The following is a 23,779-nucleotide window of genomic DNA, read 5'->3' on the forward strand; positions in this document are numbered from 1 at the left end:
TGATCAAATGGAATCAAATACGCTTAATCGAAAAATTGAAAAGACAATCGTCAGTATTTTACTTATCGTAGGTGGAATTCTCGTATCCATCCCCTTCTTATGGATGATTACGAGTTCTTTCAAACCGAATGGGGAAGTGCTGCTATTTCCACCAACGTTGTTCCCGGAGAACCCGACACTTGAAAACTATATTAATTTGTTTGAACGACTTAATTTTGGTGTGTATCTGAAAAATACCATCATCATCGTCGTAATGTCGTTTGTGGGTCTGTTATTTAATGCGATGGCGGGTTATGGATTCGCTAAATTCAGATTCAAAGGACGTGAAGGGATCTTCTACTTAGTACTAGCAACAATGATGATCCCAGCACAGGTAACGATGATTCCAGTCTATTTGATTTTGAATGAGATGGGCCTTACCAATACGATGACAGGTATCGTGCTGCCAGGGTTAGCCGCAGCATTCAGTATCTTTTTATTCAGGCAGTTCATGACAACGATTCCGATGGATTTAATCGAAGCAGCTCGTTTGGATGGAGCTGGGGAATTCTATATCTTTTTCAAACTGATCATCCCTATTGTAAAACCGATATTCGCAGTCCAAGGAATCCTGACGTTTATCGGTGCATGGAACAGCTTCTTATGGCCGTTGATTATCGCGAATGATGAAAGTCTTTATACATTATCTGTCGGGTTATCGTTATTGCAAGGCCAATACGCTAGCAACTTTGGTCTTCAAATGGCTGGTGCAGCGTTCATGGTTGTACCGATCATCATCATCTTTTCTTTCTTCCAAAAATATATTGTGGAAGGATTTACGATGTCAGGACTTAAATAAGGAAGTTTGGCTGACCTATATGTGTCTGAGTCTCTCCCTGTTGTGTTGGAGGTGTCTGACACTTATCTTTTGGGTCAGCCTGTTTTTCGATGACGAATATTCGAGTGGTTGGAGGATGTTATGGATAAAAAATGGTGGCATACAGCAACGGTCTATCAAATTTACCCGCGTAGTTTCAATGATTCGGACGGGGATGGGATCGGAGACATCCCGGGGACCATTGAAAAACTGGATTATTTAGCTGAACTTGGGATTGATGTTATCTGGCTCAGTCCAGTCTACAAATCTCCGAATGATGATAATGGTTATGATATTAGTGACTATTATGGGATTATGGATGAGTTCGGGACGATGGAGGATATGGAGAGGCTGATTGAAGAAGCAAAAGCCCTGAATATTCGGATCATCATGGACCTTGTGATCAATCATACGTCCGATGAACACCCATGGTTCGTGGAATCCCGTAAATCGAAGGACAATCCATACCGTGATTTTTACATTTGGCGGGATGGAGAGGACGGACCTCCAAGTGACATCCGCTCCGTTTTCAGCGGTCCAGCATGGGAGTACGATGACGAAACCGGCCAATATTATTTCCATCTCTTTAGTAAAAAACAGCCGGATTTGAATCTTCATAACGATGGCGTCCGCAAAGAGCTGCATAAGATGATGAACTTTTGGCTGGAAAAAGGAATCAGCGGTTTCCGGATGGATGTCATTGATTTGATTGGGAAAGAAGTCGACAAGGGGGTCCTGACAGACGGACCGATGCTGCACCCGTATTTGAAGGAAATCAATGAAAAGGTTTTAGCGAAGTTTGATGTGATGACGGTCGGGGAAACCCCTTCAGCTACGACCGATTCAGCAAAGTTATATACTGCCCCGGAACGGAATGAGCTTGATATGGTGTTCACTTTCGAGCATATGTCGCTAGATGAGGTGGAAGGTGAAGGGAAATGGGCGTTGAAACCGTTGGAGCTTAAAGAGTTGAAAGCGGTCTTAAGCAAGTGGCAGACTGAACTCTACGGGCAGGGCTGGAACAGTTTGTATTGGAATAACCACGACCAGCCACGCATCGTCTCTCGCTGGGGAAATGATGGCGAATATCGGGTCAAGTCTGCTAAAATGCTTGCGACGGTTTTACACATGATGCAAGGCACACCATACATCTATCAAGGTGAAGAAATCGGAATGACCAATATTCATTTTGATGATCTTGAGGATTACCGTGACATCGAGACATTGAACATATATAAGGAAAAAACAGAACAGGGTACGCCGCATGAGGACATCATGAAGTCGATCTATACGAAAGGACGGGACAATGCCCGGACCCCGATCCAGTGGAATGGTTCGGAGCATGCCGGTTTTACAACTGGTGTGCCATGGATCAAGGTGAACCCGAATTACACCGAGATCAATGTGGAGAAAGCTTTAGCTGATGAGCAATCGATTTTTCATCATTATAAAAAGTTGGTTCAATTACGAAAAGAACATGAGATCATCGTCTATGGAGAGTATGAACTGATTGAAGCGGAACATGACGAGATTTTTGCGTATGTACGCCGGCTTGGCGAGGAAACGCTACTCGTAGTTGCAAATTTTTATGACCGCACACCAAAATTTACCTTACGAGAAGGGTTTTCAGCTAAGAATGCGGAAATAGTAATAAGTAACTATGACGATTCACCAAAATCTCCAGAACAGATCGATTTGCGACCATATGAAGCTGTCGTCTATCGTCTAGGACAAGGGTGATATCATGGCCAGGATTACTTGCGATTTTTATTCAGAAGCATTGCAATGTTCAACTTCGATTACCGTGATTCTGCCTCAGCAAATCGGGGTGCTCGAGTCCGAAAAAGTGCCGAAATTCAGAAAAACCTATCCGACGCTCTATTTATTGCACGGGCTTTCGGATGATCATACAACCTGGAGCAGGCGGACTTCGATCGAGCGATATGCGGATTCTTATGGAATTGCGGTTGTCATGCCTGCTGTCGGGAGAAGCTGGTATACGGATATGGAATATGGCCATGACTATTTCACTTATGTGAGTCGTGAGCTTCCGAAAGTAGTCCAATCCATGTTTCCTCTTTCACCAAAACGAGAAGACACCTATATCGCCGGGCTTTCGATGGGTGGATATGGCGCGTTGAAAACCGCATTCCATTTTCCGGATAAATTTTGTGCCGCGGCTAGTCTCTCAGGAGCTGTCGATGTAGTGGAACGGCTTTCTGATTTTAAAAAGGATTTCCCTGCTATATTCGGGAACCGTCAAGTTGAGGGCAGTGGCGATGATCTTTTTCATATGGCAAAAGAATTGGCGGAGAGTGATTCTCCAAAACCATTTCTCTATGCGAATTGCGGAACAGAAGATCACCTTTATGAAGCCAATCTCCGCTTTCGCGATCATTGCAGGGAAATCGGACTTGATCTGATGTATGAAGAATTCCCAGGGACTCATGAATGGGGCTACTGGGATCAGCATATTCAGAAGGTGTTGGCGTTGTTTTTTAAAAGATAGATAATTAGCAAGCAGTAGGATGTGAAGGTTATGGCAACGATCAAAGATGTAGCGAAACGTGCGGGTGTAGCAGTATCGACAGCTTCCTATGCACTGAACAATATCGATAAAATCAGTCCAGACACGAAGAGGAAAGTGATTGAAGCAGCAAAAGAGCTGAACTATCAGAAGAACGGGATAGCCTCAGATTTGAAGAGGACGAAGACGAACACGATCGCGTTGATCTTGAGTGATTTGTCAGGTCCTTATTATTCGGAGCTGATCAACGGGGTCCAGACCGTCGCGATGACGAACGGCTACGATCTGATTGCGTGTAACTCGATGGGAGATACACAATCGACCGCGGTCAAGTTTCTAAAAGAAAAGCGTGTCGACGGTGTCATCATTTTAGCGCACAACGTCAGTGATGAAACGATCCTTGAATCTGCACGTGAAGGGTTTCCAATTGTCGTCCTGGACCGGCATCTGGTCCATGATCATGTGCTCCAGGTAGAGGTCGATAACTGGCAAGGCGGATTCCTTGCTACAGAACATTTGATTGAAAAAGGACACCGTAAGATCGGGTTCATCAGCGGTCCGAGCAACTCCCATGATAATTCGCTTAGATTTCGGGGATATGAAGCGGCATTAGAGAAGCATGGGCTGCCTTATACTTCAAAATGGAAAATCTCAGGAGATTTCACACGGGAGAGCGGATATCGTGCGACGAAAATGCTGATTGCGCAGAATGATCTTCCTGAGGGGATCTTTTACGCGAATGATGAAATGGCGATCGGCGGACTGCAGGCATTCAAAGAAAGGGGTGTGCGTGTCCCAGATGACGTGTCGATTGTCGGCTTTGATGATATCCAGTTGGCTGAGTTCGTTGAGCCGCCATTGAGCACGATCCGCCAGCCGAAGTACGAAGCAGGTGCACTAGCCGTGCACTTGATCTTTCAACAACTATCCAAGGAAAAAGTCGAGCCATACTACAAACTATCAACCGAACTGATCGAGAGGGAATCTGTAGTGGAACGGGATTAGCTGAGTGGAATGAGAACCTATCGCCGAAGTGGCGATAGGTTTTTTTTGTGTTTATTAATTAGGATTTTGTGTAAATTTACACCTTTGGCCGGATTCCGTGTAAAATCGGCCGGATTAATACTCAAACCCGCCGAATTACCACAAAAACTGGCCGGATTAGCTTTCAAACCCGCCGGATTACCGCTTCAACTGGCCGGATTAAATCATCCAAAAAGGATTTTTACAGTTTATCAGGAATATATTCTTATCCAATATTAGAAAAGGAATGATTTTTTGACGCAAAAAATCCACTTTATTAATCAGAAACACGAAAAGCTTGAAGCAATGGAGAGAAGAACACCATTCACTCACCCTGCCCGGTTAAAAGTTGAAAGTTCGGTGGACATCAGCAGATCGGGAGAATGGGGAGAACGGCGGCTTGATTTCTATATAAGCTTTCTCCATAAAAACAACTACCTCATTATTGAAGGACTTCGCTTATCGAGTGGAACGTACCATTTCCAAATTGATACCCTCCTTGTCCACCCAACTTTCATTCTCATCTTTGAAGTGAAAAACCTCACTGGTAATTTAATTTTTGATACCGATTATAATCAACTGATCCAGCAATTTGATGATAGGGAAGTCATCCATAAAGACCCGATCCAACAGGTAAACCTTCAGCATTTCCAACTTTCCGAATGGCTTAACCACTATGATTTTTCAAAAAATATCCCCATTCTTTCATTTGTTGTCATAGTAAATGATAATGCCAGGATACTACCAATGAATAATCACGACCTACTAACCAAAAAAGTAATTCGTAATACGAAAATCCGAGATGTTTTGAATGAATTTCACGCTACATATGATAAAGAAATCCTTTCTCGAAAAGACCTGCAAACTTTAAAAAACCTCTTCCTTAAGTTGCATACCCCAAATAATCCCGACCTTCTTTCCAAACTAAATATAAAAAAGGAAGAACTTATCACTGGGGTTCAATGTCCTGGTTGTTCAAGGTTTCCAATGAGAAGGCATTATGGGAAGTGGCATTGTCTAGAATGCAATGCTGTTTCTAAAAACGCACACATACTATCATTACGTGATTATTTTTTATTGTTCCATCCTGCGATCACGAATAGGCAATTAAGACAATTCCTTCATGTTTCCTCTGATTCTGTTGCAAAAAAAATTGCTCATTCACTCAACCTCACCCACACTGGTTCCACCAAAGACCGCATTTACCACTTGGGTTCTCTTTGGCCGAAAAATTATAGATGAAATTGGCGGTCGCCAATTAATCCGAATAATCCTTTCCTTTCTTTTCCCTCAATAAGTCCGCAGCCTTCCTTTCTACTAAGTCTCAAGCCTTATTGCAAGACCCTTCTTGAGCCAGTTACTGTTTCCGTTTTCAGTCGTTACAATTAACGGTGCAGCTTAACCAAAACAAGAAAGGGGAGAGGACATGAATTCATTAATCCGATTCAGTCTCAAAAATGTTGCCGCTATTTTCATTATTACTTTTTTAATCATTCTAGGAGGACTTTACGCGATCACCAATCTCCGTATCGAAATGTTCCCGGATATTGAAGATCCGACATTGACGGTTGAAGCCGTGTATCCCGGAGCTTCACCTGATGACGTAAACAAAAACGTCACGACCAAACTCGAAGAACAGTTCAATTCGTTGGAAGGATTGAAAACACTAAATAGTTCATCCTACGAAAGCTTCGCACTGCTCTCACTGAATTTTCCGCACAACACGGATCTTGATAAAAAAGAACAGCAAGTGAATAAATTGATTGAGGAATCCAACTTAGAAGATTCTGTCCAAACGAATGTCAAACGCTTTTCAATGGATATGATCCCGATTTATGACATATCCATCTTTGCTAAAGGGAATACAGATCTCGATGCGTATCTTCATAAAAACGTCATCCCGGACATCAAAAAGATATCAGGAGTAAATGAGGTACAGGTTTCGGGGCAAAAAGAGCGTCTTGTCCAGATTACGGTTGATCAGGAAAAGGCTCTTCAAAATGGGTTGTCGCTTGATCATATCAAAAATCAAATCAACGAAAAATATTTCTCCTATCCAGCGGGTCAAGTGCAAGCAGATGAGTTCCAGATACCAGTCCGTGTTGAACAGGACGTAGAAACGATCGAAGAATTGGAAGATCTCCAACTTACAACCCAAAACAATCAACAAGACCCAACACCTATTGCATTAAAAGAAATTGCAACAATTGAAGAAGTGACCGAGAGAGCGGAATTGACACGCTATAACTTGAAGGATTCACTTTCTATGATGATTACGAAAAAGCAGGATGCAAATACGGTTGAAGTGGCTGATCAGGTAACAGAGGTTTTGAAAAAGCATGAAGACCAAATCGATTATTATGTAGGCTTTGATACTGCACAGGGCGTGAAGGATTCTGTGCACACCCTTGTCCGTGAGGGCTTACTTGGGGCGTTGTTCGCTTCACTAGCCGTATTACTTTTCTTGCGGAATATCCGCGCGACGATCATTGCGATCATCTCGATTCCGTTTTCATTACTTTTTTCATCAATCTTCTTATTACAGCTAGGAATTTCATTGAACATGATGACTCTGGGCGGAATGGCCGTTGCGGTCGGCAGGGTTGTTGATGACAGCATCGTCGTCATTGAAAACATCTTCAGGCGGGTGAGGAAATCCCCTGATAAAAAAATCACCGATGAGATCATCACAGATTCGACGAAAGAAATTTTCAAAGCGATCGTCTCATCAACTCTGACAACCATCGTCGTCTTTTTACCACTGGGCTTAGTTGAAGGGGATACGGGAGGCTTTTTCCTGCCATTCGCGCTCGCGATTACGTTCGCACTTTTTGCATCCCTTCTGATTTCGGTCACGCTGGTTCCAATACTGGCGAAATATTCGTTTAAAAAAGCACCAAAGGAAGAGAAAGAAGGCGTATTGCAGAAATTTTATGGGAAGTTGATTGAACGTTCTCTAAATCACAAAGTGACCGCGATCCTACTCTCGCTGGTACTATTGGGTGGTTCCTTTGCACTTGTCCCGACACTCGGGTTCACGTTCATGCCGAATGAAGAGCAGAAGATCTTGAACGCGACAATCGAATTGCCTGCAACAACTTCAATGGAACGGACGAATGAGGTCTCGCTCCAGATGGAAGAGATGTTCGTCGATAAAAGCGAAATTGAAAATGTGACCGCTGGTGTCGGAAGCAAGGATTTCTTTACCGGTCTAAAAAAGGAAAACAAAGCAAGCTACTATTTGACGCTGAAAGAGGACACTGATGTATCTGAGTTTTTAAACGAACTAAGAGATGATATGGAAACAATCATGGATGCTGAAGCGGATGAAGGGGAATTCAACGTTATGGAATTCGCTGCCGCCGGACCACCGACGAACAACAGTGTCTCCATCGATCTCTATTCAACAGACCTTGAAAAGCTTCAAGCCGCTGCGCTTGATGTTGAAGAATACATGAAAGACAACGATGATCTAAAAGATATTTCGAACAATTTTTCCGAAAAACAAAAACAGTACCTTGTTGACATCGATTCAGACAAAGCTGGTGAAAAAGGGATTCCAGGTATGCAAATCCTTGGGATGATATCAGATCAAACACGGCCTGTGCAGGTTGGCGAATTGAATTTGAATAAAGAGGACAAAACCGTCCAATTATCCTACGAAGATGCCTTAAGTGCTGAAGCCCTTGAAGAAATGGAAATCTACGGTCCTCAAGGTCCAGTGAAACTGAAAGAGATTGCAGATATAAAGGAAACGGATAGCTTCACTGCAATTCAAAAGCTTGATGGTAAAGTATTCGCACGTGTGACAGGGCATGTGAAAGGGAACGATGTGCAAGCTGTAACGAACGAGGTGGTAAACGGTGTTAAAACAGATATCGAACTTCCTACAGGTGTTTCTTTTGAAAGCGGCGGCGGAAGTGAAGAGACGACAGCTGAATTCCAACAGATGGGGATCGCGATGATTTCGGCAATGGGTCTCGTCTATCTAACGATGCTCATTACATTTGGAAAAGCGCGGATACCGATCATCATCTTATCATCACTCATCTTCGTTCCAATCGGTTCATTCACAGCTTTATATTTGGCAAAAGAACCACTTTCTATGAGTGTCATGATCGGATTCTTGATGTTGATCGGAATCGTCGTGACCAATGCGATCGTCTTGACTGACAGGATTACCAGGAACCGGGATGAAAAAGGAATGACTGTACGTGAAGCGTTGATCGAGGCTGGGAAAACTCGGTTGAGACCGATTTTAATGACAGCTTTGGCAACGATTGCGGCGTTGACCCCGCTTGCATTTACAACGTCCACAGGAACGTTCATTTCAAAAGGGTTGGCATTGACGGTTATCGGTGGTTTGACTTCCTCTACATTGCTGACATTGATTTTGATACCGGTCCTTTATGAAGTATTCTTTTTCAGAAAAAGGAAAAAAGAGCGAACGAAAACAAACGATCTCTCCGTGTAAACTGAATAATCTTGTTTTACATTAAAGGAAGCTGCACTCAAGGTTTGACTTTGCCAAGTTTTCTTTATTATAGCCCATTTGAGGAGTATCCATTTTACCGATATTTTCCCTCTGAACCAAGTGTTACTCAGGGTTAAATACGATCTACATGCAAACATTAAGAAGGCATAAAACCTTCGAAAAGGAGATAGATGCATGAAAAAACGTATCGTAACCCTGGGTCTGACTGCTCTCCTTTCAGCGGGAATGCTGGCTGGATGTAACATAGATGACACAGGGCAAAATAACGAAGAAGGTATGCAATATAATACGGTGAGATATGACCGCACGAATGATCGGACGAGGATCAACCAGAATAATCGATTCACACCGATTTGGGGAAATGGCGGAAGTTTTCAAAACCGATATAATGCACATAACGCTCAAGGTCCATATGGTCAGCAATATGGCGGCGGTTTCCAGAATACTCAGCCGAACATGCAACAGCCTGGCGACACAGCCCAACAGCCAGATGATACAACCCAACAACCCGGCGGCGGTGCAGCGATGAGTGAGATGGAGAAACAGGTCGTCGAATTGACGAATCAGGAAAGAATGAAAAACGGGCTGTCTGCTTTAAAAGCTGATGCAGAGCTTGCTCAAGTTGCGCAGAAAAAAGCAGATGATTTGGCTCAGAACAATTACTTTTCCCATAACTCACCGACATATGGATCACCGTTCCAGATGATGCAGCAAAATGGTGTCGATTACACGTCGGCAGCTGAAAACATTGCAGCAGGGCAGCAATCAGCTGAACAGGTAGTCCAACAATGGATGAACAGCCCAAGTCACCGTGAGAACATCATGAATGGCCAACTTACGCATATCGGAGTTGGACTTTCAAAAGGTGGTCAGCAAGGCAACTGTTGGTCACAAATGTTCATTCAAAAGTAATGACACAAATGTCAAGCCCCTCTATAAAGGAGTGCTTGGCATTTTTTTTTCCAGAGAGGTCGTTAATTTCCGATTAAACATTTAGTTAATACAATGACACACTCTTTCTCATAAGTTCTGCGCACAAGTAGCAGAAAAATCGCTAACGGACACAGGAGACCTTATTTTCCCAAAAAACGTACATTTTTAATATTAACGGACACCAGGGCTCTTATTTCATTGAAATGATAGTCAAACAGGTCTTTTTTTCACAAATAACGGCTCTAGTGTCCGTTAAATTCTGAAACACCCCATTTTTGTCCAAAATAACGGCTCTGGTGTCCGTTACGATTTCAGGAAAAGCTATGTAAACCAAAAAGGCTGGCCCTGAACATTGGATTGATGTTTGGAACAGCCCAGCCATTGGCTCTAAATATATGCTAAAATCATACCGCCGAGTGCTCCTGTTATCACTACAATCCATGGTGGTAGCTTGTAATAGACCAACATACTGAACAATACAGCTGCAAAAGCGAAATCAATTGCAGAGGTGACAGAGCTTGTCCAGATCGGTTGATAAAATGCGGCAACCAGAATTCCTACGACGGCAGCGTTGACTCCTAGGAGAGCGCCTTTCATTTTCTGATTCTTCCTTAAAGTATCCCAGAACGGTAGAGCACCGAATATCAAAAGAAATGCAGGAAGGAATATCGCGGCAGTTGCAAGTAATCCGCCTTTCCAACCATTGATGACTGCACCTAAATAAGCAGCGAATGTAAACAGCGGTCCAGGAACAGCTTGTGCTGCGCCATAACCGGCGAGGAATTCCTGTTCAGTCAACCAGCCAGTCGGAACAAATTCTCGTTCCAACAATGGTAAGACAACATGCCCGCCGCCAAATACAAGTGCACCTGCTCTATAAAAGCTGTCGAACATCGCAATCCAGTTGGCACCGGTCAACTCCCTTAAAAATGGAAGAAGTGCTAACAATCCGAAGAATAGAATGATACAAACAGCTGCAAAACGTTTTGAAAGCGGAATGCGGAAGTCTTCTGTGTCTTGATCACTTTTGTTTTTGAAAAGAAACAGACCAATGATTGCAGCTCCAATAATGATACCAACCTGGGTGAATGTCGTCTGCCACATAAGTGTAATGACGACTGCGAGCAAAGCTAGCGTCTTCCGACTTGTGTCAGGGGTAAGTTTAGAAGCCATTCCGAGGATCGCATGGGCGACTACGGCTACTGCCACGAGCTTCAACCCCTGGATCCATCCTGCGTCTGCTATGTCCAGTTCTTTTAAAAGGAGTGCAAACAAGATAAGCGCAATGACAGAAGGCATGGTGAACCCAAGGAAAGCGATGAAACCACCAATCGCCCCTCCACGAGCAACACCGATCCCGATCCCGACCTGGCTGCTTGCAGGTCCAGGCAAGAACTGACATAAGGCGACAAGATCAGCATACGTCCGTTCATCTATCCATTTTCGTCTCCGGATATATTCTTCATGAAAATAGCCTAAGTGTGCAATAGGTCCTCCGAATGATGAAACACCCAAACGTAAGGATATAATAAAAATCTCCAGTAATGTTTTCATTGGTTCGCAACTCCTCTCTTAGTCCTTGATTTCTTTGAAAAGTTCAAAAGCTTGTTTTCTGGCTTCATTCAAAACAGTTTCCCCAGCCTCAGTAGTGGTGTAATACTTTCTGATTTTTCCTTCAACATTTCGATCTTCTTTCAACAAAAGCCCATCTTTCTCCATCGAGTGAAGAATCGGATACAAAGTTCCTGCGCTGATATCATATCCATGCTCCCGCAACTCCTCGACCATCCACGATCCATAGATGGGATCCTCTTTTGCATGGTGTAAAATATGGATCTGGATAAAGCCTAAAAACAGCTTACGTAATACTTTATCGGTCATACTATTGCCGCACCTCCAAATATCGGAAATCAATATCGGTTTTCGAAATCGAAATTCGATACCATCATAACAATCTATTTGACACCTGTAAATGATTTTGATACTGGAAACTTATGTTATACTATTTGGAAACTAAAATTGAGGTGGATATAGAAAAAAGGGGGGGTAATTCTTGGATTGGAACAATAAAAGCACGGAATTATGGAATGATCAAGCTGAGCGATGGAATGAACAAGAACGTATTTGGAAAAAAGGTCCGAGAGCAGAAATGCTGGAATTTTTCTTCAAGTCGGTGGGTTACACAAAGAATACCAGGGTACTTGATCTTGGATGTGGTCCTGGTGTAAGTACTAAATTGATGAACGAGGAGGGGTATAAGGCTATCGGGATCGACCAGTCCGAGAGGATGGTTCGTTATGCATTAGATCGTAATGTTGAAGCATATGTCACAACTGATAATATACTCCCTTTTGAAGACGAGAATTTTAATGCTGTATTCGCTTGCACGTCACTTGAATGGACGGACGAACCTCATCAACTTATCAAAGAGATAAACCGTATACTTAAACCTGGAGGAATCGTTGTGACTGTCACCCTTGGTCCATACGCTCCTCCCCGGCAAAGCGGTTACGAACGCTTATATGGTAAAAAGGTGGTCCATAATATGTTGATGCCATGGGAGTTGCATCAGTTGTTAGGTGAACATGGATTCATCATCAAGACAATGCAAGGGGCATTTTCAGGAAAACATACCCCGAATTCGAATATCATCGATTTATTGGACAATAATTGGGTAGCCAAATCAGCTTTGTCTTTCTTATGGGCGTTCGCAGCTGTGAAAGAATCCACGTAAAAATCGGGCATATAATCGCTTTGCGTTGCAAGCATTCTCGCTCACTTGCATATAGATGTGACGGCTTCATCTTCACCACAAAAAGCAAAAAGGTGCCGGACACAAATGTCCAGCACCTTTATTTTTCATTTAATACTTTATTCAAAGGGCAACTAGGGTCCAGCCTGTACAAAGGCTTAGCTGAGCTACGTTTTCTTTAGTGGTTTGCGATTTTTGCATCAGATTTATTGTAAACAGCCAACTGATCAACAAGTTTGTGGCTATCTGCATTCAATCCGATGATTTTCACATTCACACCATTTTGTTTATATTTCAACACGATTTTGTCGACAGCTCCGACTGCTGAATCATCCCAGCAATGGGCATGCGTGAAATCGACGACCACAGTTTCTACATCATCTTTAAAATCGAATTTCGCAACGAAGTCAGTTACCGATGCGAAGAACAATTGCCCTCTTACTTGGTATGTCTTCGTGTTCAAGTGTTGTTCGATATTCGTATCGACATGTACTTTTGAAATTTTAGCAGCAAAGAAGATCGCGCTGAGGATGACCCCGGCAATGACTCCTTTTGAAAGATCGTGTGTCACTACGACTGTCACAACGGTCACGATCATGACTGCTGCATCTGTTTTCGGCATGACATGCAATTTTGTCAAAGAAGACCAATCGAATGTTCCAATTGAAACCATGATCATGACACCAACCAGGGCGGCCATTGGGATTTGAACCAATACATTATTGAAAACTAAGATCAACAGCATCAGTACAATCCCAGCAACAAGGGTAGAAAGTCTGCCTCTACCGCCTGATTTTACGTTTATGACAGATTGTCCGATCATTGCACATCCTGCCATTCCACCAAAAAATCCAGCCACGATGTTTGCTGTCCCTTGACCTTTTGCTTCCTTATTTTTGTCACTTTCCGTATCAGTCATATCATCAACGATTTGAGCTGTAAGAAGTGATTCCAACAAACCTACAATCGCTAAAGCGAAAGAATATGGAAAAATGATCTTTAATGTTTCAAAGTTAAGTGGAATTTCTGGGATCAAGAAAATAGGCAAAGCTTGCGTCAATTGTCCCATATCCCCGACTGTCCGCACGCCAACACCAGATGTCACCGCAATTACTGTCATGACGATGATTGCGATCAACGGTGATGGAACAGCTTTTGTGAATCTCGGTAAAATATAAATGATAGCCAAAGCACCAGCGACCATTATATACATGATCCAGGTTTCACCGACAAAGTGAGGGAGTTGCGCCATGAAAATCAAGATCGCCAACGCATTGACGAAACCGACCATAACCGACTTAGGAATGAATTTCATCACTTTTCCAAGCTTCAATACCCCCATCAGAACCTGGATGATACCTGTCAAAATCGTAGCAGCCAGTAGATATTGCAATCCATGATCAGCAACGAGTGTAGTCATCAGAAGTGCCATCGCACCTGTTGCTGCCGAAATCATTCCTGGTCTACCGCCAACAAATGCAATGACAACTGCGATACAAAACGATGCATAGAGACCGACCATCGGATCTACCCCAGCTATGATTGAAAAGGCTATCGCTTCAGGAATCAATGCTAGTGCAACGACGATACCGGCGAGAACATCACCCCGGACGTTGCTAAACCATTCTTGTTGTAATTTTTGTACGTTCAATGACTTAAAGCACCTCTCTCTTTCTATAGTTTTAAATATCAATGACTTTCAACTCTCATGAAAGTCGGGGCCGTTGTGAACATACGGATTATAACATCGTTTGTAAATGAAAGGTAATACCAGGAAAGCGTATTCTTCTGTTTAAAACTACAATTTTCACCCGAATTCTCTCTCTAATAGGTAAACCTGAGTAATTCACCTGAAAAATAAAGTTTGAAAATTGTAAAATCAATGAAAAAGTGAGAAAATCAGATTATCATTACATACATTTACTAAAAGGAGGGCTTTTCGAAATTCACTCCCTTTCTGCAGGCGATTCCTGCAGGAATCTCGTGAATTTCACTTAAAATCAATAAAGTCCTTTTAAGAGATCCTTTTGGATGTAAGGAGGAAAACATGTTTAAACGGATCCTATTAGCATCAGATGGTTCAGAGCATGCTATGCGAGCAGCAGAGAAAGCAAGCTTCATTGCAAAAGGCGACGAAAAAGCGAAAGTGACGATCGTTTATGTAATTGATGGAGCTACGTCAAAAACAGATGTTTTATCAGAAGGAAGCAAAGAAGCGATAGAAGAAAAACGTAAAAGAAGACTGCAGAATACCGAGGTAGTTCTTGTGAAAAATAAGATTCCATACGAAATAGAGGTCCTGAGGGGCGAACCAGGACCAACAATCGTAAAGTATGCAAATGAAAATTCTTATGACCTGGTTGTCATCGGCAGCAGAGGACTGAATACATTCCAGGAGATGGTATTGGGGAGTGTCAGCCATAAGGTTGCTAAGCGTGTCCATTGCCCGGTCATGATAGTGAAATAGAACTTATGTATAATAGGAGTCATTATCTTGGCGCAGAGTGAGTTTTACTTGTTATTATACTTTTTCTATTAGTGCAATAAAAAGGGGTAAGCAAAACCCCTTTCTATTACCAGCCAAAGCCGCCACAGAAGCCGCGACGACGTCTTGGTCTAGAAGCTGCTGCTCCTACGATTACAAGAAGAATGAACAGGATCAGAACCAATACTGCTACTTTTCCTGTATTTACACCACCTACTGCATCACTCATGAAATAACCTCCTTATTCACCATAAGATAGTACTATCCTATGCTTGTACTACAAGGCTTGTTTGGGTAATTGGACAAGACTTTCAGAAATTGGTCAAGTGCCTCTAACACTGCTTTGCACAATAAATAGTCCTAAAATACCAATTGGAGACGAATTCTATTTCAAGATCATTTGAACGATAAAAAAATTGAGAGAGGTCTTGCTATGCAATTCACACCTCCAAATCCAACGGGTCAGGTTGTCATTCAATCCGATCAATTGATACAGAAACCGTCTGATTATACATTGATTGGAAAAGGCAGAAGTGCGTTTGTATTTAAGGATGAAAATTATAATACTGCAGTGAAAGTGTTTTTTACTCAATTTGCTCATCTTGCAAAGCAGGAAGGCGAAATATATAAGAGACTTAGCGGTTCACCATTCTTTCCAGAAATCTATGAGGTTGGACCGGATTTTATTGTTATGGAGTATATTGAAGGTCATACCTTCTATGAATGTTTGCAGAAAGGGATTCCGATTACAGACGAAATGATCAAGAAAGTAGATGAGGCATTGGATTTTGCTAGATCAAAAGGTCTTAATCCATCGGACATCCACCTGCGTAATCTCATTTTTACAACTGATGGGGCAGTCAAGGTGATTGATGTGGTACGTTTCACTCAGGATAAAAAGTGTCGTCAATGGGATGATCTGAAACGTGGCTATCACCGTTTTTATAAGAGGTTATCTTTAAAGAAAATTCCCAAGGGACTCATTGAACTCATTGCGCTCTATTATAAAAAAGTCATTGTCCCACTCCGTTCAAAAGAACTTACCGATTGATCGAAAGTCGCTGATACACATCAGCGGCTTTTTTAGGTGCATAACTCCTCTTACGGATACAAAACCTAAGGACATGAAACATTTTAGAGGAGTTGTTCTGATGAAGAAATTGACGATGATCTTATTTTCACTATCCCTTGTTTTGACAGCTTGTGGTGGAAATAACAACCCCGGCTCTAATGCCAGTCCAGAAAATACCGAAGCAAATCCGCATCCGTCCCCTGAATCGAATGAGGCGAAGGTTCAAGAGGTCAATCCGAAAGACACCCAGCATGGTAAAAATCAGATTGAAACGATCGGATTTCTAGAACCCATCGACCCGAATAAAGCAGTGAATGAAGTGAAAAAAGTTGGCAAACATTTATCAAACGTCGCTTTTTTCAGCTACCAGGTCAAGGCAGATGGAAGTTTGACATCGATCAAGGATGATGCTGCAATTGCAGAAGCGAAAAAAGCTGGCGCTACACCGATGATGGTGCTTACGAATTTTACAGAAGGGAATTTTTCACCTGATATCGCCCACACCATTTTTACAGATAAGAAAGCGAACAAGGCATTGATCCAAAATGTATTAACAACAATGAAACAAAAAGGATATGAAGCTTTGAACATCGATTTTGAGCATATCCGCGAAGAGGATCGGGAGCTGTACAATGGATTCCTCGACACAATCCTTCCACAAGCAAGAAAGGCAGGTTACACCGTTTCTACTGCTCTGGCTCCTAAAAAGAGTGATGAAGAAGCAGGGCCATGGCACGGTGCACATGATTATAAACGTCATGGTGAGATAGCTGATTATGTAATCCTGATGACGTACGAGTGGGGCTGGTCAGGCGGACCTCCAATGGCGGTTTCTCCCATCCCTCAAGTAAGAGAGGTAGTAGAATATGCATTATCCAAAATTCCACCAGAGAAAATTGTTATGGGTGCACCACTTTATGGCTATGATTGGACCCTCCCATACGAAAAAGGTGGTAAGTTTGCAAAACGATTGTCTCCAAAAGAGGCTGCAGAACTAGCTATCAAAGAAAATGTGGAGGTCCAATACGACAACAAATCTCAGGCACCGCATTTCAAATATAAAGATGATCAAGGAAAAGAACATGAGGTCTGGTTCGAAAATGAGCAAAGCATGCAAGCAAAATTCAATCTTGTCAAAGAGTACAAACTTAGAGGACTTGCGTATTGGGTTCTGGGAGAAGAGTTTCCTGAAAACTGGACGATGTTAGAGGATCAATTTACGATCAAAAAGCCATAAACATGTAATAAAAAAGAGGCTGTCTAAAAAGTGTCTTACACTTTTCTTTTGGACAGTCCCTTTTTAAATTATCAACCTTATCAAGAAACTTGCATAGAACCGGTGAGCTTTAAATGTAAAGGCCAATTGCCGCTCCTATGAGGCCAAGCAGGATTGATGAAAACAGATAAATGCCTACGGTCTTGAACCTTTTCGATTTCAACAATTCCATCATTTCCATACTGAACGTCGAAAAGGTTGTGAAGGCACCGCAAAAACCGATACCGAACATATACCAAACCCATTGAGGGGATTGATTGGATATGTGTAGTCCTGCCAAAACACCAAGGATAATCGAACCTGATAGGTTGACGATCCACGTGGCGAAAGGGAAAGATGAATTACTTTCTCTTGGGATCCATTTGCTGACCATAAAGCGGAATAGTGCACCGATCGAACCGCCAATCCCGACTAGCGTCATCATCCAGCTTCACCTCTTTCTTCAACTTTCCGGTAGGCAAGTCTATGACCGAAGTAAGATAAAGCCAGTCCACCAGCAACGCTTGCCACTACATATACAATCATACTTAAAATCTGTGCATGCTGGAGAAGCTGAATCGATTCAACTGAAAAGGTGGAAAAGGTGGTGAAAGATCCTGTAAAACCAGTGCCGATCAATAAAGATATATTTGGCGACACCCATTTCTTTTGAGTGATGAAGGTCAAAAACCAGGCCAGAAAAAAGCACCCGAGCAAATTGACAGATAAAGTTCCAATCGGAAAACCATTCTCCGTATACAACCATTCACCAAGCATGTATCTGCTGATCGAACCGAAAAAACCTCCGATCATGACGAGCAATATACTCAATATCGTGCACCTCATTTATTTAAAACGGACTATTGTAAATACTAAACTTAATGTATCATAATTTACTGCGGGAAAGTAATTATCTGTTGCATATATAAGAATATACTTATATAATGATTTTGGGTTGGAGGTGAATCCTAATGGAAACGACACTAATTGAAACCGAAAAAGCGGCTCAAGTTTTAAAACTACTGGGAGATAAAACACGGCTTACGATCATTTCACTTGTCAACGAGCAAGAATGTTGTGTTTGTGAATTCGTCGAGATTTTAAAAATGAGTCAACCAGCAATCAGCCAACACCTCAGAAAATTACGGGACGCTGGACTTGTAAAAGAACAACGAAAAGGACAATGGATCTTTTATTCCATTAATAAAGAGTTTGAAGGATACTCTATGATAAAGGAAATTCTGAAGCATGTCCCTGATGGTGCTCATCATTTCGAAGCACTCGAAAAAGCAGGGCTGCGAATCCGTTGCACTTGAAGAAAGTACATAGACTTTCTTCAGTATAAGCGCAATTAAGGCTTAATCTACGCTAAAGCTTGATTTCACCAAGTTTTCTTTACGATAATTGGAGGTTTTGAATTGTTAGCAGTCATCTTAGCATTATTCATTTTTATTGTTACATTAATTCTCGTCATATGGCAGCCGAAAGGTTTAGGGATCGGCTGGTCCGCATGTGGAGGTGCGATTTTAGCCTTACTAGTCGGTGTTGTCGATTTCGGCGACGTCATCGCGGTTACTGATATTGTCTGGAATGCGACACTGGCCTTCATCGCGATCATCATCATTTCCCTGATCCTCGATGAAATCGGCTTTTTCGAATGGTCTGCTTTACACATGGCAAGGATTGCTGGTGGAAACGGCTTGAAAATGTTCGTGTATGTCACGATTCTCGGCTCGATTGTTGCAGCTTTCTTCGCGAATGATGGTGCAGCATTGATTTTGACACCGATTGTTCTTGCAATGGTTCGAGCTCTTGATTTTAAAGAACGGATGATCCTTCCATTCATCATGGCAAGTGGTTTCATTGCAGATACGACTTCGTTGCCATTAATCGTCAGTAATCTGGTGAACATCGTATCAGCGGATGTGTTCGACATCGGTTTCGTCGAATATGCGTCGCGGATGATCGTCCCTAACTTTTTCGCAATCGGAGCGAGCATCCTTGTGTTGTATTTGTATTTCAGAAAAGATATTCCAGCTGATTATGATTTGAAACAGCTGAAAAAACCAGTCGATGCCATAAAGGATCACAAGATGTTCCGCCTTTCCTGGCTGGTATTAGCTATACTGTTGGTTGGATACTTTGCGAGTGAATTTTTCGGCATCCCAGTATCGATCATAGCGGGAATCGTCGCCATCTTCTTCTTGTTCATGGCACAGAAAAGTCCTGCAGTTGCGACCAGGAAAGTGGTAAAAGGAGCACCCTGGGCGATCGTCTTTTTCTCCATCGGTATGTATGTTGTCGTCTACGGTCTTCGAAACGAAGGTTTGACGGATGTATTGGCATCGGTTATTGAGGCGGCAGCTGATCAAGGCTTGTTCGTTGCAACGATATCGATGGGCTTCATAGCAGCGATTCTTTCCTCGATCATGAACAACATGCCGACCGTCATGATTGATGCACTTGCCATTCAAGATACAGCGGCATCCGGAACCATCCGTGAAGCATTGATCTATGCCAACGTCATCGGATCAGATCTTGGGCCTAAGATTACGCCGATCGGATCCCTTGCAACATTGTTATGGCTTCATGTCCTCTCATTGAAAGGGGTGAAAATCTCCTGGGGCTATTATTTTAAAATTGGTGTAATCCTGACGATCCCAACATTGTTCATCACCCTAACCGGACTTTACATCTGGTTATTGATCATATCTTAAAAATTAACTAAAAGGAGTTATGTAAAATGTCTAAACCGATCATCTATTTTCTATGTACAGGAAACTCTTGCCGCAGCCAGATGGCTGAAGGATTCGGGAAAAAATATCTTGGAGATAAGTATGAAGTCCATTCTGCTGGAATCGAAGCACACGGTCTAAACCCGAACGCGGTAAAAGCGATGGAAGAAGTCGAGATTGATATCACTGATCAAACCTCGGACATTATCGATCCAGAAATTTTGAATAAAGCTGATTTTGTCGTTACGCTATGTGGAGATGCAAATGATAAGTGCCCAATGACTCCTCCCAACGTAAAACGTGACCACTGGGGATTCGATGACCCTGCAAAAGCTGAGGGAACTGAAGAAGAAAAGTGGGCATTCTTCCAACGTGTCCGTGATGAAATCAGTGAACGCATCCAGAAGTTCGCAAAAGAAGGAAAGTAATTTAACCGGTTTGAAAAAAATGATGAAGGAGAGGTTTTCATGATCAACCGTATGCATGTCGCTGTAAACTGCAGTGATCTAGATAAGTCTCTTGAATTCTATAAAAGCTTTTTTGGTGCTGAGCCTACAAAAGTAAAGGATAATTATGCGAAGTTCGAGCTTGAAGAACCAGCATTGCATTTTTCGTTGAATGTCCGTGAGTTTAACAAGGAAGGCGTATTGAATCACTTAGGTTTTCAGGTGAACAATACAGAAGATGTATTGAAAATGGGTGAACGCCTTCGCGAATCCGGATTGCTTCTAATCGATGAAATGGATACGACATGCTGCTATGCTGTTCAGGATAAGGTTTGGGTTTATGATCCAGACGGGAATGCCTGGGAGATCTTCTACACGAAAGAGGATTCTGAGTTCGAATCGGCAGGGGATGCGCGTGACCTTTCTTTATGCTGTGCCCCGCCACAGCCGCAGCCGATCAATATTGAATTGACATCACCTAAAAAGTAAGGTGTAACAGTTGAGTGTGGTAAGCGAATACTCTAAACTAAGGTGAGAAATGCTTTAATTGGAAGGAAGAGATTGATGCAAATTACAGATACCGCAAAACAAGCGATCGAGGGTATCCTTCATCAGAATGATGCAAAAGGAATCCGCATCTATTTTGCAGGCATGGGCTGAGGCGGTCCCAAATTGGGAATGGCTCTGGATGAGCCTCAAGAAAATGATAAAGTAGAGGAATTGAATGGCATCCGTGTATCCATCGACGAACGAATTGTTTCTGTTACAGATGGAATCACGGTTGATTTTCAGCAAACGCCACAAGGAGCCGGATTGGTATTCCTTGGCCAGGATGAATGCTGTTAATGAAAATGAAAAAGGACCGATTTCCATTGGGTGGAGATCGGCCTTTTCTGTTTTTAGATAAAATTGGTGGTGGAGGGTGGATTTTGTAGTACTAAAGTTATGAATTGCACAAGATTGGGCTAAAATTGTACAAGATCGAAGGAGAATTGCATAAGCTTGTAGCGAAATTGTTCAAGATCGAGTGAGAATTGTACAAGATGGAATCAGAATTCGCTCAATCTAAGGTTGAGTAGCTCTAGTTTAGGGTTAAAATGCTCCTCTTATAGATAAAATTGCTTGAACTAGAGGCAAAGCTACTCAATTCAAGGACAATAATAGCTCGATCCTGCCACAGTTTTGCGCTAACACCAGCAATAAACTCAACTAGCCACTGCTCATTATCAAATCAGATAAAACACGAATCCTGAAATCGTTGACATTGTGATGACGGACAGGACGAAAGTGATGACGAGTTCTTTCTTGAAAATCGATTTAAGTAAAATCACTTCCGGAAGACTTGCACCTGCAGAACTGATCAGCATCGCCATGACTGGTCCCAGCGCCATCCCCTTGGCAATCAGGATCTGTGAAATGGGAATCATGCTCGATAAGCGGATGTAGAGCGGGACCCCGACGATAGCTGCAATTGGTATGAGCCACCAGGCGTCTTTTCCAAAAACACCTGAAATCCACTCGGTCGGGACAGTCCCGTGGATGACAGCTCCAATCCCCGCGCCAAGAAGTAAATACGGGTACACACTTTTCATCAAATCCCATGTTTCTTTAAATGCCAACTGGAAATTGAATTTCTGGTTTTTCTCATTATATCCTGACATGACGACGTTTTTAATTGCTCTTTCGAATCCTAGTGCACCAAGGGTAAAGCCCATTAACACAGAGAATACAGATGTTAATATGGTGTAGATGATTGTAACTTTCCAGCCGAGAATTACACCCATGATCGTTAAAATTGTTGGATCAAGGACAGGTGAAGCGAATAGGAAAATCATGACGATGTTGAAGGGAAGTTTCTGCTTCAGCATATTGACGACAACAGGAATTGTTGAGCATGAGCAAAATGGTGTAATGAAAGCGAAGAATAAAGCGAAAATGGCGGCTAGAAATTTGTTTTTACCAGTTAGCTTCTTTTCGATTTTTGCATAAGGGATATAACCTTGGAGAAGACTTATGACAAAAGAGATGACGACGAATAGCACAGTCAATTCAAATGCAATCCATAAAAAGTTTTTCAAAGTTTCCATCCACATGGGGGGATCATCCTTTTCATTTTTAATTTTATCAATTAATCAAAAAAAATTGATTAATCAGGTGGAAAGAAAACCTTCTGTTAACAAGAAGGTCTGAATAAGCAGCAAAGTTCCGCAGAAAGCAAGTGGTTCACTTCATCTTGTTTCAATTTATAGTAACTCCATGTACCGCGCGTTTCTCTTGTAATGATCCCAGCATCCAGCAAAATCTTCAGATGGTAAGAGAGTTTCGATTGCGGCATCTCCATCATTTCAACAAGATCGCAAACACAGATTTCGCTCTTCTGGGTAAGAAGGTACATCAACTGGAGTCTTTTCTTGTCCGCAATCGCTTTGAATTTGGCTTCATATCTTTCAAATGTGCGAGGAAGGGATTCATCTACAAGTTCGATTTGTTTCATGTCAATCACCTCGATCAAAAAAGTTTGATTAATCACAGTATATTATGGGGAAAGTAGAAATGCAATTATTAAATCAAAAAAAATTGATTTTATAGTTGCAAAATCGAAACCACAAGAATATAATCTAATTAATCAATAAAAATTGATTTAAGGAGGGCAATAAGTGATGATGAATTTCTATTCAATCGAAACAGAAGTGAAGTATCGGAAGGAACAACTGAATAAAAGCTTGCCAAGGGTTCATACGAACGAGCAACAAACTGCCTGGTTCAAGTTGAAAGAGCTGTATTCCAGATTCACCTCTCCAAAAACAACTTTGGAGTCTCGCTCGAAATGTAATTATGAAAGTGTCTGTTGCTAATTTTTTTGAAATTAAAATCAAAAAAAATTGATTAAGGAGATGAATAACATGATTCAATTCATTAAAAAGGTATCTGGTAGTGGTAAAGGGAAAGAAAACGATTGCTGTGGAGTAGAAATCAAGGAAGTATCAGTGGAGGAAAGCGACTCTTGCTGCGGTAGTTCTGAAGAGGAAACATGTTGCGGATCAGAGAAAGAAGCAGATACTTGTTGTTGATTAACATACGTAAAGGGTGCCGAGGTCGGCATCCTTTTTCCGTTTAAAGAAAGTATAAATACTTTCTTCAATATAAGGGCTAAGGCACAGCCAGCGATAAGGCTTGGCAAAGCCCAAGTTTTATTTACA

26 protein-coding genes are annotated in these 23,779 nt (G+C 42.1%); 18 read left to right on the top strand and 8 right to left on the bottom strand.

All coding sequences use genetic code 11. The features are described 5' to 3' along the window. Positions 1-7: 7 nt before the first annotated feature. The 7 genes from N8M93_RS05855 (at position 8) to N8M93_RS05885 (ending at position 9,813) form a co-directional block, all read left to right on the top strand. Positions 8-838, top strand: a complete 831-nt coding sequence (locus N8M93_RS05855) for a carbohydrate ABC transporter permease (protein WP_261130306.1) — start codon at positions 8-10, stop codon at positions 836-838. Between the two features lie 120 nt (positions 839-958). Next, complete coding sequence (locus N8M93_RS05860; protein ID WP_261130307.1) at positions 959-2,596, top strand: alpha-glucosidase; 1,638 nt, start codon at positions 959-961, stop codon at positions 2,594-2,596. Positions 2,597-2,600: 4 nt separating this feature from the next. After that, positions 2,601-3,365: an alpha/beta hydrolase family protein gene (locus tag N8M93_RS05865; RefSeq protein WP_261130308.1), complete on the top strand. Its 765-nt coding sequence runs from the start codon at positions 2,601-2,603 to the stop codon at positions 3,363-3,365. A 30-nt stretch (positions 3,366-3,395) separates the two neighbouring features. Further along, positions 3,396-4,388, top strand: a complete 993-nt coding sequence (locus tag N8M93_RS05870) for a LacI family DNA-binding transcriptional regulator (RefSeq protein WP_261130309.1) — start codon at positions 3,396-3,398, stop codon at positions 4,386-4,388. Between the two features lie 273 nt (positions 4,389-4,661). Then, a complete protein-coding gene (locus N8M93_RS05875; RefSeq protein ID WP_261130310.1) occupies positions 4,662-5,648 on the top strand; it encodes a nuclease-related domain-containing protein in 987 nt (328 codons plus the stop codon). Between the two features lie 184 nt (positions 5,649-5,832). Then, positions 5,833-8,880, top strand: coding sequence for an efflux RND transporter permease subunit (locus N8M93_RS05880; RefSeq protein WP_261130311.1), 3,048 nt, complete (start codon positions 5,833-5,835; stop codon positions 8,878-8,880). A gap of 195 nt (positions 8,881-9,075) precedes the next feature. Then, positions 9,076-9,813, top strand: a complete 738-nt coding sequence (locus N8M93_RS05885) for a CAP domain-containing protein (RefSeq protein ID WP_261130312.1) — start codon at positions 9,076-9,078, stop codon at positions 9,811-9,813. 408 nt (positions 9,814-10,221) lie between these two features. Here N8M93_RS05885 and chrA read toward each other — a convergent pair whose 3' ends face one another. Further along, positions 10,222-11,388 (bottom strand): chromate efflux transporter, encoded by a 1,167-nt coding sequence (gene chrA / locus N8M93_RS05890; protein ID WP_261130313.1) that lies wholly within the window; start codon positions 11,386-11,388, stop codon positions 10,222-10,224. An 18-nt stretch (positions 11,389-11,406) separates the two neighbouring features. Beyond that, positions 11,407-11,715: a PadR family transcriptional regulator gene (locus N8M93_RS05895; protein ID WP_261130314.1), complete on the bottom strand. Its 309-nt coding sequence runs from the start codon at positions 11,713-11,715 to the stop codon at positions 11,407-11,409. A 172-nt stretch (positions 11,716-11,887) separates the two neighbouring features. Here N8M93_RS05895 and N8M93_RS05900 point away from each other — a divergent pair, with 172 nt between their 5' ends. Further along, positions 11,888-12,568 (top strand): class I SAM-dependent methyltransferase, encoded by a 681-nt coding sequence (locus N8M93_RS05900; protein ID WP_261130315.1) that lies wholly within the window; start codon positions 11,888-11,890, stop codon positions 12,566-12,568. A gap of 196 nt (positions 12,569-12,764) precedes the next feature. Here N8M93_RS05900 and N8M93_RS05905 read toward each other — a convergent pair whose 3' ends face one another. Next, complete coding sequence (locus N8M93_RS05905; RefSeq protein ID WP_261130316.1) at positions 12,765-14,237, bottom strand: SulP family inorganic anion transporter; 1,473 nt, start codon at positions 14,235-14,237, stop codon at positions 12,765-12,767. 396 nt (positions 14,238-14,633) lie between these two features. Between N8M93_RS05905 and N8M93_RS05910 the strand changes: the two genes are divergently transcribed. Beyond that, entirely contained in the window at positions 14,634-15,053 is a 420-nt protein-coding gene (locus N8M93_RS05910) for a universal stress protein (protein WP_261130317.1), read from the top strand. A gap of 106 nt (positions 15,054-15,159) precedes the next feature. On the opposite strand, the gene N8M93_RS05915 is transcribed toward N8M93_RS05910, so the two are convergent. Further along, positions 15,160-15,300 (bottom strand): sporulation protein YjcZ, encoded by a 141-nt coding sequence (locus N8M93_RS05915; protein ID WP_261130319.1) that lies wholly within the window; start codon positions 15,298-15,300, stop codon positions 15,160-15,162. Between the two features lie 204 nt (positions 15,301-15,504). On the opposite strand from N8M93_RS05915, the gene N8M93_RS05920 reads away from it, so the two are divergent. Further along, positions 15,505-16,122, top strand: coding sequence for a hypothetical protein (locus tag N8M93_RS05920; protein WP_261130320.1), 618 nt, complete (start codon positions 15,505-15,507; stop codon positions 16,120-16,122). Between the two features lie 100 nt (positions 16,123-16,222). Next, positions 16,223-17,380, top strand: coding sequence for a glycosyl hydrolase family 18 protein (locus tag N8M93_RS05925; protein WP_261130322.1), 1,158 nt, complete (start codon positions 16,223-16,225; stop codon positions 17,378-17,380). A 109-nt stretch (positions 17,381-17,489) separates the two neighbouring features. Here the strand turns inward: N8M93_RS05925 and crcB (N8M93_RS05930) are convergent, their stop codons facing one another. Continuing rightward, positions 17,490-17,843: a fluoride efflux transporter CrcB gene (gene crcB, locus N8M93_RS05930; protein WP_261130323.1), complete on the bottom strand. Its 354-nt coding sequence runs from the start codon at positions 17,841-17,843 to the stop codon at positions 17,490-17,492. Beyond that, on the bottom strand, positions 17,840-18,229 hold the full coding sequence (crcB, locus tag N8M93_RS05935; protein WP_261130324.1) for a fluoride efflux transporter CrcB: 390 nt from the start codon (positions 18,227-18,229) through the stop codon (positions 17,840-17,842). Before crcB (N8M93_RS05935) ends, crcB (N8M93_RS05930) begins: the two co-directional genes overlap by 4 nt. 140 nt (positions 18,230-18,369) lie before the next feature. On the opposite strand from crcB (N8M93_RS05935), the gene N8M93_RS05940 reads away from it, so the two are divergent. From N8M93_RS05940 to N8M93_RS22860, 5 genes are all read left to right on the top strand, one after another. Next, the gene (locus N8M93_RS05940; RefSeq protein ID WP_261130325.1) at positions 18,370-18,714 is read left to right on the top strand and encodes a metalloregulator ArsR/SmtB family transcription factor; all 345 of its coding nucleotides are present in this window, start codon (positions 18,370-18,372) and stop codon (positions 18,712-18,714) included. A 102-nt stretch (positions 18,715-18,816) separates the two neighbouring features. Beyond that, complete coding sequence (locus N8M93_RS05945) at positions 18,817-20,115, top strand: arsenic transporter (RefSeq protein ID WP_261130326.1); 1,299 nt, start codon at positions 18,817-18,819, stop codon at positions 20,113-20,115. Positions 20,116-20,141: 26 nt separating this feature from the next. Then, on the top strand, positions 20,142-20,561 hold the full coding sequence (arsC, locus tag N8M93_RS05950; RefSeq protein WP_261130327.1) for an arsenate reductase (thioredoxin): 420 nt from the start codon (positions 20,142-20,144) through the stop codon (positions 20,559-20,561). Between the two features lie 39 nt (positions 20,562-20,600). After that, positions 20,601-21,068, top strand: coding sequence for an ArsI/CadI family heavy metal resistance metalloenzyme (locus tag N8M93_RS05955; RefSeq protein ID WP_261130328.1), 468 nt, complete (start codon positions 20,601-20,603; stop codon positions 21,066-21,068). A gap of 72 nt (positions 21,069-21,140) precedes the next feature. After that, positions 21,141-21,425 carry a HesB/IscA family protein gene (locus N8M93_RS22860; protein WP_396125378.1) on the top strand — a complete coding sequence of 95 codons (285 nt, stop codon included), beginning with the start codon at positions 21,141-21,143 and terminating at the stop codon, positions 21,423-21,425. Positions 21,426-21,805: 380 nt separating this feature from the next. Here N8M93_RS22860 and N8M93_RS05965 read toward each other — a convergent pair whose 3' ends face one another. Both N8M93_RS05965 and N8M93_RS05970 read right to left on the bottom strand, forming a co-directional pair. After that, positions 21,806-22,672, bottom strand: coding sequence for a permease (locus N8M93_RS05965; RefSeq protein ID WP_261130330.1), 867 nt, complete (start codon positions 22,670-22,672; stop codon positions 21,806-21,808). A gap of 80 nt (positions 22,673-22,752) precedes the next feature. Continuing rightward, positions 22,753-23,073, bottom strand: coding sequence for a metalloregulator ArsR/SmtB family transcription factor (locus tag N8M93_RS05970; RefSeq protein ID WP_261130331.1), 321 nt, complete (start codon positions 23,071-23,073; stop codon positions 22,753-22,755). A 166-nt stretch (positions 23,074-23,239) separates the two neighbouring features. On the opposite strand from N8M93_RS05970, the gene N8M93_RS05975 reads away from it, so the two are divergent. Together N8M93_RS05975 and N8M93_RS05980 are read left to right on the top strand one after the other, a co-directional pair. Continuing rightward, complete coding sequence (locus N8M93_RS05975; RefSeq protein ID WP_261130332.1) at positions 23,240-23,434, top strand: hypothetical protein; 195 nt, start codon at positions 23,240-23,242, stop codon at positions 23,432-23,434. A 48-nt stretch (positions 23,435-23,482) separates the two neighbouring features. Further along, positions 23,483-23,650 (top strand): hypothetical protein, encoded by a 168-nt coding sequence (locus N8M93_RS05980; RefSeq protein ID WP_261130333.1) that lies wholly within the window; start codon positions 23,483-23,485, stop codon positions 23,648-23,650. Positions 23,651-23,779: the final 129 nt, after the last annotated feature.

This window comes from Bacillus sp. Marseille-Q3570, from assembly GCF_946151055.1.
GTDB lineage: Bacteria > Bacillota > Bacilli > Bacillales > Fictibacillaceae > Pseudalkalibacillus.

Coding starts and splice junctions, on each gene's coding strand:
- N8M93_RS05855 (WP_261130306.1), top strand. CDS start 8: ATGGAATCAAATACGCTTAATCGAAAAATTGAAAAGACAATCGTCAGT.
- N8M93_RS05860 (WP_261130307.1), top strand. CDS start 959: ATGGATAAAAAATGGTGGCATACAGCAACGGTCTATCAAATTTACCCG.
- N8M93_RS05865 (WP_261130308.1), top strand. CDS start 2,601: ATGGCCAGGATTACTTGCGATTTTTATTCAGAAGCATTGCAATGTTCA.
- N8M93_RS05870 (WP_261130309.1), top strand. CDS start 3,396: ATGGCAACGATCAAAGATGTAGCGAAACGTGCGGGTGTAGCAGTATCG.
- N8M93_RS05880 (WP_261130311.1), top strand. CDS start 5,833: ATGAATTCATTAATCCGATTCAGTCTCAAAAATGTTGCCGCTATTTTC.
- N8M93_RS05885 (WP_261130312.1), top strand. CDS start 9,076: ATGAAAAAACGTATCGTAACCCTGGGTCTGACTGCTCTCCTTTCAGCG.
- chrA (WP_261130313.1), bottom strand. CDS start 11,388: ATGAAAACATTACTGGAGATTTTTATTATATCCTTACGTTTGGGTGTT.
- N8M93_RS05895 (WP_261130314.1), bottom strand. CDS start 11,715: ATGACCGATAAAGTATTACGTAAGCTGTTTTTAGGCTTTATCCAGATC.
- N8M93_RS05910 (WP_261130317.1), top strand. CDS start 14,634: ATGTTTAAACGGATCCTATTAGCATCAGATGGTTCAGAGCATGCTATG.
- N8M93_RS05915 (WP_261130319.1), bottom strand. CDS start 15,300: ATGAGTGATGCAGTAGGTGGTGTAAATACAGGAAAAGTAGCAGTATTG.
- N8M93_RS05920 (WP_261130320.1), top strand. CDS start 15,505: ATGCAATTCACACCTCCAAATCCAACGGGTCAGGTTGTCATTCAATCC.
- N8M93_RS05925 (WP_261130322.1), top strand. CDS start 16,223: ATGAAGAAATTGACGATGATCTTATTTTCACTATCCCTTGTTTTGACA.
- crcB (WP_261130323.1), bottom strand. CDS start 17,843: ATGATGACGCTAGTCGGGATTGGCGGTTCGATCGGTGCACTATTCCGC.
- N8M93_RS05940 (WP_261130325.1), top strand. CDS start 18,370: ATGGAAACGACACTAATTGAAACCGAAAAAGCGGCTCAAGTTTTAAAA.
- arsC (WP_261130327.1), top strand. CDS start 20,142: ATGTCTAAACCGATCATCTATTTTCTATGTACAGGAAACTCTTGCCGC.
- N8M93_RS05955 (WP_261130328.1), top strand. CDS start 20,601: ATGATCAACCGTATGCATGTCGCTGTAAACTGCAGTGATCTAGATAAG.
- N8M93_RS05965 (WP_261130330.1), bottom strand. CDS start 22,672: ATGTGGATGGAAACTTTGAAAAACTTTTTATGGATTGCATTTGAATTG.
- N8M93_RS05970 (WP_261130331.1), bottom strand. CDS start 23,073: ATGAAACAAATCGAACTTGTAGATGAATCCCTTCCTCGCACATTTGAA.
- N8M93_RS05975 (WP_261130332.1), top strand. CDS start 23,240: ATGATGAATTTCTATTCAATCGAAACAGAAGTGAAGTATCGGAAGGAA.
- N8M93_RS05980 (WP_261130333.1), top strand. CDS start 23,483: ATGATTCAATTCATTAAAAAGGTATCTGGTAGTGGTAAAGGGAAAGAA.